The sequence below is a fragment of the Undibacterium sp. FW305-107 genome (assembly GCF_058788535.1).
The window spans coordinates 420,210-434,893 of the sequence record NZ_JBYTAV010000005.1 but is presented as its reverse complement, the minus strand read 5'-3'; the positions used below and the strand labels follow the sequence as shown (position 1 = coordinate 434,893).

The 14,684-nt window shown below is 51.6% G+C and carries 17 protein-coding genes; 14 read left to right on the top strand and 3 right to left on the bottom strand.

Features of this window, described 5'->3' with window-relative positions:
* Window positions 1–96: 96 nt before the first annotated feature.
* From AC3WQT_RS13715 to AC3WQT_RS13705, 3 genes are all read right to left on the bottom strand, one after another.
* Complete coding sequence (locus AC3WQT_RS13715) at window positions 97–1,308, bottom strand: hypothetical protein (RefSeq protein WP_492704511.1); 1,212 nt, start codon at window positions 1,306–1,308, stop codon at window positions 97–99.
* A gap of 66 nt (window positions 1,309–1,374) precedes the next feature.
* Window positions 1,375–1,869 (bottom strand): hypothetical protein, encoded by a 495-nt coding sequence (locus AC3WQT_RS13710; RefSeq protein ID WP_492704510.1) that lies wholly within the window; start codon window positions 1,867–1,869, stop codon window positions 1,375–1,377.
* 8 nt (window positions 1,870–1,877) lie between these two features.
* Window positions 1,878–2,480: an RNA polymerase sigma factor gene (locus AC3WQT_RS13705; RefSeq protein ID WP_492704509.1), complete on the bottom strand. Its 603-nt coding sequence runs from the start codon at window positions 2,478–2,480 to the stop codon at window positions 1,878–1,880.
* Between the two features lie 289 nt (window positions 2,481–2,769).
* Between AC3WQT_RS13705 and AC3WQT_RS13700 the strand changes: the two genes are divergently transcribed.
* The 14 genes from AC3WQT_RS13700 to AC3WQT_RS13635 all read left to right on the top strand — a co-directional run bounded on the left by AC3WQT_RS13700 (window position 2,770) and on the right by AC3WQT_RS13635 (window position 14,682).
* Window positions 2,770–3,072: an urease subunit gamma gene (locus AC3WQT_RS13700; protein ID WP_492704508.1), complete on the top strand. Its 303-nt coding sequence runs from the start codon at window positions 2,770–2,772 to the stop codon at window positions 3,070–3,072.
* 9 nt (window positions 3,073–3,081) lie between these two features.
* Window positions 3,082–3,387 (top strand): urease subunit beta, encoded by a 306-nt coding sequence (locus tag AC3WQT_RS13695; RefSeq protein WP_492704507.1) that lies wholly within the window; start codon window positions 3,082–3,084, stop codon window positions 3,385–3,387.
* A complete protein-coding gene (gene ureC, locus AC3WQT_RS13690; RefSeq protein ID WP_492704506.1) occupies window positions 3,384–5,081 on the top strand; it encodes an urease subunit alpha in 1,698 nt (565 codons plus the stop codon). Before AC3WQT_RS13695 ends, ureC begins: the two co-directional genes overlap by 4 nt.
* 3 nt (window positions 5,082–5,084) lie before the next feature.
* Window positions 5,085–5,603, top strand: coding sequence for an urease accessory protein UreE (gene ureE, locus AC3WQT_RS13685; RefSeq protein ID WP_492704505.1), 519 nt, complete (start codon window positions 5,085–5,087; stop codon window positions 5,601–5,603).
* A gap of 2 nt (window positions 5,604–5,605) precedes the next feature.
* On the top strand, window positions 5,606–6,286 hold the full coding sequence (locus AC3WQT_RS13680; protein WP_492704504.1) for an urease accessory protein UreF: 681 nt from the start codon (window positions 5,606–5,608) through the stop codon (window positions 6,284–6,286).
* A gap of 24 nt (window positions 6,287–6,310) precedes the next feature.
* A complete protein-coding gene (gene ureG / locus AC3WQT_RS13675; RefSeq protein WP_492704503.1) occupies window positions 6,311–6,955 on the top strand; it encodes an urease accessory protein UreG in 645 nt (214 codons plus the stop codon).
* A 20-nt stretch (window positions 6,956–6,975) separates the two neighbouring features.
* A complete protein-coding gene (locus AC3WQT_RS13670; RefSeq protein ID WP_492704502.1) occupies window positions 6,976–7,578 on the top strand; it encodes a HupE/UreJ family protein in 603 nt (200 codons plus the stop codon).
* A 325-nt stretch (window positions 7,579–7,903) separates the two neighbouring features.
* On the top strand, window positions 7,904–8,800 hold the full coding sequence (locus AC3WQT_RS13665; RefSeq protein WP_492704501.1) for a dihydrodipicolinate synthase family protein: 897 nt from the start codon (window positions 7,904–7,906) through the stop codon (window positions 8,798–8,800).
* A gap of 41 nt (window positions 8,801–8,841) precedes the next feature.
* The gene (locus AC3WQT_RS13660; RefSeq protein WP_492704500.1) at window positions 8,842–9,969 is read left to right on the top strand and encodes an NAD(P)/FAD-dependent oxidoreductase; all 1,128 of its coding nucleotides are present in this window, start codon (window positions 8,842–8,844) and stop codon (window positions 9,967–9,969) included.
* Complete coding sequence (locus AC3WQT_RS13655; RefSeq protein ID WP_492704499.1) at window positions 9,962–10,246, top strand: 2Fe-2S iron-sulfur cluster-binding protein; 285 nt, start codon at window positions 9,962–9,964, stop codon at window positions 10,244–10,246. Before AC3WQT_RS13660 ends, AC3WQT_RS13655 begins: the two co-directional genes overlap by 8 nt.
* Before the next feature lie 2 nt (window positions 10,247–10,248).
* Window positions 10,249–11,541, top strand: a complete 1,293-nt coding sequence (locus AC3WQT_RS13650) for an FAD-dependent oxidoreductase (protein WP_492704498.1) — start codon at window positions 10,249–10,251, stop codon at window positions 11,539–11,541.
* Window positions 11,542–11,606: 65 nt separating this feature from the next.
* Window positions 11,607–13,037 (top strand): aldehyde dehydrogenase family protein, encoded by a 1,431-nt coding sequence (locus tag AC3WQT_RS13645; RefSeq protein WP_492704497.1) that lies wholly within the window; start codon window positions 11,607–11,609, stop codon window positions 13,035–13,037.
* Window positions 13,038–13,274: 237 nt separating this feature from the next.
* Window positions 13,275–13,649 carry a hypothetical protein gene (locus AC3WQT_RS13640; protein ID WP_492704496.1) on the top strand — a complete coding sequence of 125 codons (375 nt, stop codon included), beginning with the start codon at window positions 13,275–13,277 and terminating at the stop codon, window positions 13,647–13,649.
* 40 nt (window positions 13,650–13,689) lie between these two features.
* The gene (locus tag AC3WQT_RS13635; protein ID WP_492704495.1) at window positions 13,690–14,682 is read left to right on the top strand and encodes a hypothetical protein; all 993 of its coding nucleotides are present in this window, start codon (window positions 13,690–13,692) and stop codon (window positions 14,680–14,682) included.
* Window positions 14,683–14,684: the final 2 nt, after the last annotated feature.

The window sequence follows — 14,684 nt, the reverse complement described above, 5'->3', positions numbered from 1 at the left end:
CAAGTAACTTTAAAAAAGAGCGGCAGGGCAGGTCGGGAATCCTGGCCCTGTCCGCTCACAAGCCTTGCAAAAAAACGGCCCGGCTGGTCAGAGGGATCAGGGTTTCTTTTCTTCGCGTCTTTCCACGATGATTTTTGGTGCAGCAGGTATTTCTTTCACTGCATACCCTTCAGGGACGGCAAATAAATTCGCCGCCGGTTCAGTGCGTTTCAAATTATTCAGCTTGTAATTCCATTCACCTGTACGTGGGTCCGTCTGTTTTGCATAGACGGTCATTTGCAGTTCTGGTGAATACCAGCTTTCTGAAGTGACGGTAATCGGATTTTTATTGCCGACTTCACCAGCAGGGATTTGGTAGGAGCGCATTTTTCCTTCTGCGCGTACCCCATCAATATCACGGCTACCCAAGTCTTTGGTATTGCCTTTGGCTGTCCAGCGATTGTCTACGAATGCCATCGACATGGGACTCAGGGCCATGAGGCTGGTGAAATTGCCTGACGTAGAACTCAGACTGGTATGCAGTGCGGGCATGTCGCTGGCGTTGCCAGCACGGATGACTCTGACCTGAACTTCTTCGCGCACATCTTTGTTGCCTTCTGCCTTGTCGCCGCTGGTTTTGCGTTCTATACGCTTGACGATGACTTCGTCACCATTGCGCTGGGTTTCTACGCTGACTGTTTTGCCTTCCTGTTTCAGCTTGTCCAGCTTTTCTTTGGCGGCATCAAGCTTCTCTCTGGCACTCGCCATTTTTTCATCCAGGTCTTTACCCATATGCATTTTTGTTGCTGTCTTTTTTTCTGGCATGAGTATGTAGCGCAGGTTTTCAACCGGATCAACGATGACGATGTGCTGAACATTGCCCTTGCTATCGCGCATCTCCTGACGGGTGCGGCCAGCTGCATCCCTGTAGTTCAGGCTGGTGGTTTTGTTGCTGATCTGGTTGCCATCGGCCAGGGTCTGGGTTTTCTCGGTGACAATTTCTGCGCTGTATGGCGCATTTTTTATTGACCGGATACTGTGCATGCCTTGCATGCTAACAAATGCCTGACTCATGGCGTCAGACACGATTTTGTTGATGTTTTTTGAGTCGGGTATGTCTGCCAGTGCCAGCATTGGTGGCATAGGTGACATTGAGGGCATCGGTGGCATGGGCGGCAGCGGTGGTACTGCAGGCACTTGTATGATTTCCACGTGGCGACGCACAGGTTTTTCTTCGGCTGGGTTTGCAGTGTCACCGTCTGTATTATTGGCATGTGCCATTGCCCAGGCAGAGCTTAACAATATGAAGAGTGGCAGTTTGGTTTTCATGATGCGTCCTTTTCTGTGTGTCATTTTTGTCTTTCTATGCTGCTTTGTTATTGAGTAGCTTATTGCTTATTTCAGGAGTCGCATGGCTAATGGCTCACCATCGGCAGCGACCAGCATTTGTGCCTGCACCATGTCACCGGCTATTTCCGGAGATACTGGCATGCCCAGGCTGGCGAGCCAGGCAGCCGGGACTTCTGCTTCCAGCATGCTTGGCGTTTCGTTATTGAGGCGCTCCAGCGGTACCAGGGCGACGAAAGGAGGAAGCTCTGTAGTTGAAACAGTGGTACTGTCCGGCGTCAATTGATGCTGCGATACTGGAAACACGACCGTCAGCATGACCAGACCAAGGCTGCCACCCAGTGTCAACAAACCTGCCAGCCACGGGCGCAGGCGTTTGCTGCGTGCCTGCTTTTTATCCTTGGCCTGTTGTTTGGCAAAAGCTTGCAATAAAGTCTGCTCTATAGCCATTGGCGTATTCAGCTCCTGCAAATCTTTGCGCAAAAGGCTGAACTGCTGATCCAGCAAGGCATCTCCATTGCTGGCGTCCTGTGGGGTATTCATAAGGTCTTTCATCTTTGTGTTCCGGTTTTTGTCGCTGCGTCGGGTCGCCAGCCCAGTCTTTCGCTGTATTGCAGTATCGCTGCCCGCGCCCGTGACAGGCGAGAGCGAACTGTTCCTATATCTATGTCGCAAATCACGGCTATCTCTGCGTACGACAGTTCCTGCAATTCATACAAAATAATCACGTCACGATAATGAGGGCGCAGTACCGAGACTGCCTGCCGCACATGTTCAGTCATTTGCTGATGGAAGATGACATCCGCCGGTTCTGTCGTTTCACTCATCAAGACTTCTTCTCCATCTTCTTCGCTATAACCTGGTAATGGCTGGCGGCGGCGTTCTGCCTGGTCCTGTTTCAGCAATAAATTCCTTGCTACACCAAACAGAAAATTCTGCAAACTGCCCAGGCCCGCGTCATAACGGTAAGACTTGCTCAGCAATCCCATGAAAACATCCTGCACCACGTCCGCTGCCAGTGCACTCTGACCGCAACGCATCAGGGCATAGCGGTAGATAGGTCCCTGGTGGCGCTGGTACAGACGTTGAAATGCAGCAACATCACCGTCGCGCATTTGTGTCAGCAAGCTGGAATCTGTCTCTTGGTTATCCACGTTTATTTGTTGGCTGTTTTAAGGTATTACTCCCAGGGGCATCAAAAGTTCCAAATATTTTCGCGCTATCTGCATTTATATGAAATGCACTAACTTGGTGAGGTCTTGCCTTTGTTTGGTGCGCATTCCGGTAATCCAGGTTATTTGCCCTTGGTTCGAAACTTGCTGTGTTGCTTTTTATAATGTTTTTAGAGGGCTGGCCTGTCACCTTAGTGGACTTGCTTGTTATTTTGTAAATGGCGATAAATAATAAGTTTGGTGATAGTGCAGACAATAAGCGAAAGAAGATATGGATCTGACACCTAGAGAAAAAGATAAGTTGCTGATTTTTACCGCTGCCTTGCTGGCAGAAAGACGCAAGGCGCGCGGCCTGAAGCTGAATTACCCGGAAGCAGTCGCCCTGATCACCGCCGCCATCATGGAAGGTGCACGCGATGGCAGGACGGTGGCTGAACTGATGTCGGAAGGTGCGCAAATACTCAGCCGTGCCGATGTCATGGAAGGTGTGCCGGAAATGATTCCTGATATCCAGGTCGAAGCGACTTTTCCGGACGGCAGCAAGCTGGTTACCGTTCACAACCCCATTCCTTAGGAGAAAACCATGATACCAGGCGAAATCCTGATAGAGGATGGGGACATAGAACTGAATGTGGGTCGTGCAGTCGTCAGCATTCCTGTGGCCAATAGCGGTGACAGGCCGATACAGGTGGGCTCACATTTTCATTTTTTTGAAACCAATCCGTCCCTGCAATTTGACCGTCAACAGGCCTACGGCATGCGCCTTAATATTGCTGCTGGCACGGCTATACGTTTTGAACCGGGGCAGCAGCGTAGCGTAGAACTGGTGGCCCTGGCGGGTGATAGGAAAGTCTATGGTTTCAGCGGTAAAGTCATGGGGGCGCTATGAAAATTTCACGTCATGCCTATGCTGAAATGTTCGGGCCAACTACGGGTGACCGCATCCGTCTGGCAGATACCAATCTATTCATAGAAATCGAGAAAGACTTTGCCATCTATGGTGAAGAGGTGAAATTTGGTGGTGGCAAGGTGATACGCGATGGCATGGGCCAGTCGCAAAGGCCGCATGCAGAAGTCATGGATACGGTCATCACCAATGCGGTCATTATTGATCACTGGGGTATCGTCAAAGCAGACATTGGCATTAAAAATGGTTTGATTGCCTGCATAGGCAAGGCTGGCAATCCTGACATACAGTCCGGCGTTGACATGGCAATTGGCGGCGCGACCGAGATCATTGCCGGTGAGGGCAAGATCGTGACCGCTGGTGGCATCGATTCGCATATCCACTTCATTTGTCCGCAGCAGATTGAAGAAGCATTGATGAGCGGCGTTACCACCATGCTGGGTGGCGGCACCGGCCCGGCAACCGGGACGGCGGCAACCACCTGTACTCCTGGCCCCTGGCATTTGCATTCCATGCTGATGGCGGCAGATGCTTTTCCCATGAACCTGGGTTTTATGGGCAAGGGCAATGTCAGCCTGCCTTTACCGCTGGAAGAGCAGATCAGAGCAGGTGCCATAGGCTTGAAGCTGCATGAAGACTGGGGCACGACACCACAAGCCATCGATAATTGCCTGACCGTGGCAGACAATATGGATGTGCAGGTAGCCATCCATAGCGATACTCTGAATGAAGGTGGCTTCCTGGAGCACACCCTGGCGGCATTCAAGGACAGGACTATCCACACCTTCCACACCGAAGGTGCGGGTGGTGGTCATGCGCCGGATATTATTGCGGCGGTGGGTGAAGCGAACGTACTTCCATCTTCTACCAATCCTACCCGGCCTTATACCGTCAATACCCTGGATGAGCATCTCGACATGCTCATGGTCTGCCACCATCTTGACCCAGCAATTGCCGAAGACATTGCCTTTGCCGAATCACGCATACGGCGCGAAACCATAGCGGCTGAAGATATCCTGCATGATATTGGCGCCATCTCGATGATGTCTTCCGATTCTCAGGCCATGGGCCGTGTCGGCGAAGTCATCATGCGTACCTGGCAAACGGCAGACAAGATGAAGCAACAGCGTGGCTCGCTGGCAGAAGACAATGCACGTCACGATAACTTTCGCGTCAAACGCTATATTGCCAAATACACGATCAATCCGGCGCTGACCCATGGCATTGCCCATGCAGTAGGCTCGCTGGAAGTCGGCAAGATTGCTGACATCGTCTTGTGGAAGCCTGCTTTCTTTGGTGTTAAACCATCAATGATCATCAAGGGCGGCATGATCGCCGCAGCCCAGATGGGTGATCCGAATGCCTCGATACCGACACCACAGCCTGTGCATTACCGCATGATGTTTGGTGCCTTTGGTGGCGGGCTGAAAAAGTCGTTTACCTTTGTCTCTCAGGCAGGGCTGGATGCCGGTCTTGCAGAACAACTGAAGCTGAACAAGACCCTGATCGCTGTCAAGAATACGCGCCATGTTCGTAAGAAGGACATGATACACAATAGCCTGACGCCGAAAATGGAAGTCGATTCCGAAACTTATGAAGTCCGTGCCGATGGTGAACTGCTGGTATGTGAACCGGCAAAAATCCTGCCCATGGCCCAACGTTATTTCTTATTTTAAACAATGCTGACATTACAAACAAAGATAGAGACTGCCGACAGCATCGCCGGGCAACTGATTTTGCCGTATGAGTTACGTGAAAAAAGCCGTTTGCGCGCTACTCTGGCTAGTGGTGAAGATGTGGCCGTGTTCACCGTGCGCGGCACAGTCATGCGCCATGGTGACCTGATGCTGGGCAATGATGGTCGCGTAATTGAAGTCATTGCCGCTGCTGAGCCAACCTACAAAGTGGAATGTGATACCGCCTTTAACTTATTGCGCTGTGCCTTCCACCTTGGCAACCGGCATACCCAGGCGCAGGTCGGTGACGGTTTTTTGCGCATACGCAAAGACCCGGTGCTGAAGGAAATGCTGCAAGGGCTGGGCGCAGTCGTCACTGAAGAGCAGGCCAGTTTCGAGCCGGAATCAGGTGCTTATGGTGGTGGCCATCATCATGGCGGGGATGACGGGCATCCGCATAATCCACTGGCACCTATACCTTTGCGCCAGCGCATACACCGTCCTTCAGACAACAAGGCTTGAGCATGCAATCTGCGGCCTTACTCCATCTCCTGCAACTGGCCAGCCCGTCTTTGCCTATCGGCGCCTATAGCTATTCGCAAGGGATGGAAGCAGGGATAGAAAAAGGCTTGGTGCGCAATGAAGCCACAGCCAGGGAATGGATCATCAATTGCCTGCATGAGGTGGTGGCCCGTTTTGAGGCGCCGGTACTGTGGCGCTTGTTACAGGCTTTTGAGAGCAGGAACCTGACTGCTGTATCGCACTGGACCAGCTTGTTCATTGCCGCCAGGGACACGGCAGAATTTCGGGCGGAGAGCATACAAATGGGTTATTCGCTGGGCAAGCTGGTGAGCGACTTGAAGATTGCTGATGCTGAGCTACTGGCAATTTTACTGGCACAACACGAATTGCCTTTGCCCACGGCCATGGCTGCTGCTGCAGTTGCCTTGCAGGTGCCGCCGGAGTCAGTTTTGCTGGGCATGCTGTTTTCATGGGCAGAGAATCAGGTGCTGGTAGGCGTGAAATCCATCCCCTTGGGCCAGGTTTCAGGACAACGCTTGCTGCTATCGCTGCGACCCGAGCTGGAAAAAGCAGCAAGGCTGGCGCAAGAACTGGAAGACGATCAATTATCGAACTGGGCCCCAGGCTTGTCTTTGCTTTCCATGCAGCATGAGGTGCAGTACAGCCGTTTGTACAGATCATAAAAATTAAAAACAGGAAACGAATAGATGAACACCCAAAATTTAAGCTTGCCAGAACCAAATCCCTTACGCGTAGGCATAGGTGGCCCTGTCGGTTCCGGTAAAACTGCATTGTGCGAAATGCTATGCAAAAGCATGCGCGACCAGTATGAAATGGCAGTTATCACCAATGACATCTACACCAAGGAAGACATGGAAATCCTGCTACGTGCCGATGCCTTGCCTGCAGAACGATTGATGGGGGTGGAAACCGGTGGCTGCCCGCATACTGCCATACGTGAAGATGCATCCATCAACCTGGAAGCGATAGCACGCATGAGCGCAGACTTTCCTGATCTTGATTTGATTTTGGTGGAATCCGGTGGTGACAATCTGGCTGCGACCTTCAGCCCGGAACTGTCTGACCTGACCATCTACGTCATCGATGTGGCCGGTGGTGAAAAAATCCCGCGCAAGGGAGGTCCCGGAATCACCCGCTCTGATCTGCTGATCATCAATAAAACCGATCTGGCACCGCACGTGGGTGCCAATCTCGACATCATGGCACAAGATGCCAAGCGTATGCGTGGCGAACGCCCCTTTGTATTTACCAATTTGCGTACTGGTGACGGGCTGGAAGCAGTCGTCAGTTTCATTCGCCAGCAAGGCATGCTGGATGAAGTCAAAAACTAATTTTCAATCTGGAGATCAATATGAAACTGAATAAATTGCGCTGTCTGTATGTGGTTGCGGCCCTGGGCTGCGCCATGATTTCATTGCCAGCCTTGGCGCATGATAGTGTGCTGCATTCTATGAATGCTTTGCAGGACGGTTTTCTCCATCCATTCACTGGATTTGACCATATGCTGGCCATGCTGGCCATAGGTATCTGGGCGGCGCAACAAAAACATGCACGAGCCTGGCTGATACCGACCAGTTTTCCCTTGATGATGGTCGTTGGCGGTACACTGGCCCTTGCCGGAATAGCCTTGCCGGGCGTGGAGCACGGTATTGCAGCCTCGGTGCTTATCCTTGGTTTGTTGATCAGTTTTGCGGTCAAGCTGCCTGTTAGTGCGGGAATGGCTTTAGTGTCCATATTTGCAGTGGCGCATGGCTATGCCCATGGGCAGGAAATGCCAGTGAATGAATCTGCCGTGTTGTATGGTGCCGGTTTCGTGCTGGCGACAGCACTGATTCATGCTGCGGGCTGGTTTGCCAGCAATGCGGCTCAAAAAATGCTGACCAGTACATTGCCACGGTATGCAGGAGTGATGATCACTTTGGCAGGTGCTTTTTTCCTTTCAGCACTTGCTTGATACCCAATAATAGTTAATTAAATTTCATCTGCCAGGCAAGGAGAGACGTTTCTCCTTGCTTGCTGCGCCTTGCTGGCTCCGGCTTACCCTTGTCGCACAGTAATAATCGACTGTGCCGATTTCGTCTTTCAAAATGCATACAAACATCAAGACTGGGCCTCTTTGCGGGCTTACACTTTGTCATGTTCGAATCTGGCAGCGCGTGAAATAAGTTTGCAAATAGCTTATATTTACTGTGATCGATTTCTTCGCGATTTGTCAGCATCAGGTTCTTTGATTGATTTTCAAAAATTGACCGGTTTTATCCGGAGACAAGGCAAATATCATGTGGCAAGGCGTCATTCCCGCAGTTACAACAAAATTCAACCAGGACGATACGCTGGACTTCAAGGAAATGGAGCGCTGTTTCCGTTATTTGATGGATGCCGGTTGTGACGGTCTGATCGCTTGTGGTTCTTTGGGTGAAGGCCCTTTGTTATCCCATGCCGAACGTATCGATGTGCTGAAATTGACGAAAGAAGTAACAGGTAACAAGCCTGCCATTTTGACCGTCGCCGAGGCAGCCACACGTGATGCCTGTGCCCTGGCAGAAAAAGCCGCCAAAGCTGGCGCTGATGGCTTGATGGTTGTTCCAAGCACCATCTATCACACCAATCATCGTGAGACTGTAGCAACCCTGCGCAGCATCGCCGCTGCCGGTGATTTACCTGTCATGATTTACTCCAACCGTCTGGCTTATCGCGTTGATGTGACGACGGACATGCTGGAAGAACTGGCTGATGATGCCCGTTTTGTAGCAGTAAAAGAATCTTCCGACGATATCCGTCGCACTACAGAAATCATTAACCGCCTGGGTAGCCGTTATGACTTGTTCACTGGTGTAGATAACCTAGCTTTTGAAGCCTTGACTGCTGGTGCAACTGGCTGGGTAGCTGGCCTGGTTGTGGCATTCCCGCATGAGACAGTCGCCATTTACCGTCTCATCAAGGCTGGCCGTTATAACGAGGCGCTGGATATCTACCGCTGGTTCCGTCCTTTGCTGGACCTGGATGTGTCCACTTATCTGGTGCAAAACATCAAATTGGTAGAAACACTGGCTATTGATTCCAATGACCGCGTGCGCGCCCCGCGTCTGCCGCTGGAAGGTGCTCTGCGCACCCGTGTTGAGCAAGTGGTCAGCGCTTCCCTCGCCAATCGTCCGGTTTTGCCAACGTTTAACTGATCGTTTGTTTTAGTGAATGTGATGGCGCAGGAAGCATGCCTATGAAGACAACAGTGTGTGTCATTGGTGCTGGCATAGTCGGCACTACCTGCGCCTTGAAAATGCAGGAAGAGGGCTATCAGGTCAGTTTGATTGATGCGGCTTCTCCCGGTTGTGGGGTCACCGCTGTAGGTATGGGACATCTGGTTGCTCTGGATGAAAGCGAGCAGGAGCTGGACTTGTGCCTGCTTTCTTTGCGCATGTGGAAAGACTTCTTCACTGAATTTCCTGGCATAGGAGAAGTCAGCCAGTGTGGCACCTTATGGGTGGCAGAGAACGAAGACCAGCTTTCGGAGGCGCATCATCGTGCGCAAGCAATGAATGCGCGGCTATGGCGTGCAGAAGCCTTGACTGGTGAACAGGTGCAAAAACTGGAACCTGCTTTACGCCCTGGTCTTGCTGGTGGTGTCAGAGTCTTTGGCGACAGTGTGGTGTACCCACCCAAGCTGGCGCATTTCATGGCTCAGCTTTTGGTCAAGCGTGGTGGCAATGTAATTCTGGGCAAGCGAGTTGCGCAGCTAGCGGCAAACCAGTTGATTTTTGCTGATGGCAGCAAGCTGACTGCAGATATCATCATCGTCGCTGCAGGCCTCGAAGTAGCTAAACTCTTGCCTGAAATTGCCGTGTTTGGCCGCAAAGGTCATCTGGCGATTACTGATCGTTACCCTGGTCGTCTTTCACATCAGATTGTCAGCATGAATTATGGACAGGCCGCAGTCTCAGCCGATGCACTGGCCGTGGCTGCCAATGTGCAACCACGTAGTAACGGACAATGGCTGATCGGTTCTTGCAGACAGGATCAGCAGACAGATAATGGCCTGGATCCCAAGGCTCTGGGAGCAGTATTGCAATCTGCCATGACGCTATTACCTTGCTTGGCCGACATGCAAATCATACGCGCCTGGGCAGGCATGCGTCCGGCATCACCTGATGGTCATCCCATTATCGGGCCTCATCCTGAACTGGCTGGCGTCTGGCTGGCAGCTGGGCATGAAGGCCTGGGTGTGACGACGGCCATGGCGACAGCAAAAATGCTGGCAGATCAGATTGCCGGACGGGCAGGAGAAATAGATTATCAACATTATTCGCCTGAACGTTTTTTCCTTGCGCAGGAGCTGAAATATGCGTGAACACGATCCGGGCAAAGAAGTAATTGCAAAAATCTGGATTAATGGCTCTCCCTTTGAGGCGACGACGGACATGAGTGTGGCTGCGGCCCTGATGCGGTATGACAATATGCAGACACGTCAGTCGGTTTCTGGCCAGCCGCGCTTTGCTGTTTGCGGCATGGGCGTGTGCCAGGAATGCCGGGTACGTATCAATGGTCAGCCGCATAAACTGGCTTGCCAGGAATACTGTCGCTCAGGCATGGTGATTAATACTGAAACCGCTGGTTTGGGAGTCTGACGATGGTATCAGCGATCTTACCGTTTTCCACGGATGTTCTTATCATAGGCGCTGGCCCGGCAGGCCTGGCAGCGGCGCTGGCCGCCGCTGAACTATCATCCATCGTCACTGTGATCGATGAAAACCCCGCGCCTGGCGGGCAAATCTGGCGCGGTGGTCCAGGCGCATGGCGTGACGGGCGGGCGCATGATTTGTGGCAGGCGCTGGCAAATTGCCTGAATGTACGCATGGTGTATGGCGTGCGTATTGTTGCTGCCTCTGCTGAGAAAGAGTTTCTGCTGGAGACAGCAGACGGGGCGCAGAAATTAAAATGGAATAAGTTGATTATTTGTAGCGGCGCCCGTGAGTTGCTCTTGCCTTTCCCCGGCTGGACTTTACCTGGTGTGACTGGTGCTGGTGGCTTGCAAGCCTTGATCAAGGGCGGCATGCCAGTGGAAGGTAAGCGCGTGGCCGTTGCTGGTAGTGGGCCTTTGCTGCTGGCAGTGGCAGAAACGGTGATACGTGCCGGTGGTCACGTAGTCAGTATCATCGAAACAAAAACAAGCGAACACTTGATACAGTTTTTCTTAGCCTTGCTTAAGTCGCATCGCGGCAAGCTGCTACAGTCGCTGAAGTTGTTTTGGCAACTCAAGAGTGTACGTTATCGACACAATGCCAGGGTGATCAAGGCACATGGCGAGCAACGCCTGCTCGGCATCAGTCTGCAGCATGGCGACAAGAAAATTGACTTGAGTTGTGATTTGCTTGCCTGCGGTTTTGGCTTGTTACCCAATCTGGAAATCGGCACCGTGATGGGATGCGAAATCAGGGATGGCAGTATCGTGGTTGATATCAACCAGGCCAGTACGCGTGCCGATGTCTGGGTGGCGGGCGAGGCTTGCGGTATAGGCGGTGTTGACAAGGCTTTGGTAGAAGGGCACATTGCCGGTTTGGCTGCGATTGGGCAGGCGGCTGAACAAGATGATATTGCGCGCCGCGCCCATGCCAGGCAATTTGCGGATTTACTCAAGCAGAGTTTTGCCACAGATGACAGCCTGCGCAAGTTATGCAAGTCAGATACGCTGGTATGCCGCTGTGAAGATGTCAGTGCCAGGCAATTGCGCGAACATGGTGACTGGCGTACCGCAAAGCTGATGACCAGGGCAGGGATGGGCGCCTGTCAGGGGCGTATTTGTGGTGCAGCCTGCCAGTTCATGTTTGGCTGGGAGGCTCCGGGGCTGAGACAACCGGTTTTCCCGACAAAAACCTCAACTCTCGCTGCACTGAGTGGTACGGCGGGTAATGTTGATCAATAAGCTTGAACAATACGCTTGAAAAGCAAGACTGAACAACAAGATTGAAAAAATAAGGAAGAATAAAGATGAAACAACTGTATATCAATGGTAGCTGGCATGACGGCGCAAACGTAACTGTCACACGCAGTCCCTCTGATTTGAGTGAGGTAGTTGGCGAATACGCCAGTGCGGGTAATGAGCAGGTAGAGCTGGCAATTGCCGCTGCGCGTGATGCAGCAGAAGGCTGGCGTAATTCTGGCGTGCAGCAAAGGGCAGACGCGCTCGACAAGATAGGCACAGAAATCAATGAGCGCAAAGCTGAGCTCGGTAGCCTGCTGGCACGTGAAGAAGGCAAAACCCTGCCAGAAGCGATAGGCGAAGTTGGCCGTGCAGCAGCCATCTTCAAATTCTTTGCACAGGAAGCCTTGCGCATACGCGGCGACAAACTGGCTTCGGTGCGCCCGGGTGTGGATGTTGATGTCACCCGCGAACCGGTAGGTGTTGTTGGCATTATAGCCCCCTGGAATTTCCCCATAGCCATTCCAGCCTGGAAGGCTGCACCGGCGCTTGCTTATGGCAATACTGTGATTTTGAAACCAGCAGAGCTGGTGCCAGGCTGCTCCTGGGCTATGGCAGAAATCATAAGCCGTTCTGGCTTGCCTGCGGGCGTATTCAATCTCTTGTCTGGCCCTGGCCGTATTGTTGGTGAAGCCTTGAGCAAAGACAGCAGGGTAGATGCCATCAGCTTTACCGGTTCCGTCGGTACTGGCAGCAGGGTGCTGGCAGCTTGCGCCGCACGCCGCGCCAAGGTGCAACTGGAAATGGGTGGCAAAAACCCGCTGGTGATATTGGCAGATGCTGACCTGGATGTGGCCGTCAATGCAGCAATTCAGGGCTCTTATTTTTCTACTGGCCAGCGTTGCACAGCATCTTCACGCCTGATTGTTGAGGAAAAAATCTATCCGGCATTTGTTGCTGCGATGATCGATAAATTGAAGAGCCTGAAAGTAGGACATGCCTTGCAGACAGGCATAGATATAGGCCCGGTTGTCGACAAGTCTCAACTGGACCAGGACTTGCGCTATATACAGATAGCCAAAGATGAAGGTGCCAAACTGGCCTTTGGTGGTGAACGGCTATCGCGTGATACCGACGGTTATTTCCTGAATCCGGCCCTGTTCGTAGACTGTGATCCTGCCATGCAACATACCAGGGAAGAGATTTTTGGCCCGGTAGCGTCCGTCATTCCAGCCAAAAATTATGAGCACGCGCTGCAGCTGGCAAATGATACTGAATTTGGCCTGACAGCAGGGATTTGCACGACCTCATTGAAATACGCAACTCACTTCAAGCGTCATGCGCGCGCAGGTATGATCATGGTCAACCTGCCTACAGCTGGGGTTGATTACCATGTTCCATTTGGTGGCAGCAAGGCTTCCAGCTATGGTGCCCGTGAACAGGGAAGTGCAGCTGTGGAATTCTTTACTACGATGAAGACCAGTTATACCGGTAGCTGATCTTGAATTCGCTCTGTAGGAGGCAAAAAAAGCAGCTAGCAGCTGCTTTTTTGCTTTTAGTGCCTGTTTTTTCCTGTTTTTGTCCCATTCCTCCGTCCTTATCACTGTTCAAGCCGTGATTTGCGCATTCTGTCGCAAGCCCATGGAAGCCCCTGATGTTCTTTTATAAGATGCTTACATCGAATCACAGAACACAAGAAATCATCAAATTCACAATTGAGCTAAAGGGAGCCCATCATGACATCTGCTATCACATCACGCATCACTTCAAACAAGCGCATCGCCATTATCCTCTTGTCCATCCTGGTTTTTGCCGTGATAGTCATGTCGTCCTTTCATGGTGTCGATGTGCAGATTGACGGCGACGACATCGATGGCGTAGGTGGATTCTTTGGCTTCTTTGGCGTTTTGTTCGGCTGCGGGGTTGCTGTAGTGGCGGTAGTGTTTGCTCTTGGCCTGACTGGCATGGTACTGGCGGGTGTGGCAATATTGTTATGCGTGATTTTCGCTGTAGTATTGGGTTCTCTGGCACTGGCATTGCTGCCCTTGCTTTTCCCTGTCTTGTTGGTGGTGGGTTTGGTTGCCCTGTTCTCACGCCGTAAAACTGCCTGAACTGAATTCTGGATATATCCATAGCTTGTGGAGTCAATAAATGTACACGCTTGACATCGTTAATCCCGTCAAGCCAGGCAAATACAGGAAGTGGCTTACTTCCTTTTTGCTTTTGAGCCTGGCCTTGTTCCTCTCAGCCTGCGCAACTGGCAGCAAGCTTTCACCTGCACAAGTAGAATTGTCAGGTGACGGTGGCGAAGTGAAAATCTTGTGGAGTGCCCTACCGCGCCCATTGCCTTTGCCGCCACTTGATCATGCTGCCTTGTTGTTACCAGTACACTTTGGCAGTAGCGAGGAAAAAATATTTTATATGCAGTTTGATCTGGGTCATCACTCTACCGTCTTTTATTCTCATAAATGGAAGGCTATTGCCGAGAAATATCAATTTGTGAATTCTGGCGACAAGCTCGCCGCAGTTAATTTCAAACTCGGTGATATGCAAGTGCTGGCCAAAGATATTTCCATCATGCAGCGCGAAGGAGCAGGTGTTGACTGGAGTCAGGACAGCGTAGAAGTAATCGGCACCATAGGTGCAGATTTGATTGATGGCAGGGTAGTAGTGCTGGACTTCAAAAAAGATATAGTGCAATTTTCCCGTGAACGCAAAGGCTTGCATTTGGCAAGCAGCAAATTCCAGCCTTTCAGTTTTTCTGGCCGCAGGATAGTCATGCCTGTTACTTTTGATGGGGAAGAGAAAACAGTGATGTATGACAGCGGTTCCAGCGCTTTTTCCTGGCTAAGCAATGAAAAAACTTTCCAGCGACTGGCAAAGCAGGATGCCAGCCCCGTGGCTTATCCCATTCGTTCGTGGGACAAGGTATTAACCGCGCATACGGTAGAAACCAGCGCAGAGGCAACAGTAGCAGGCATCAAGCTGCCTGTGAAAGAGATCAGTTACATCCAGGATATGGGCTTCTTGCAAGAACTGGCAATCAGCAGCCTGGGCGCAGGTGGGATGGTCGGGAATAAGCTTTTTCTGGGTAAAAAGCTGATTATTGATACGCGCAAACTGGAAATGGCTCTGGAAGAATAAGT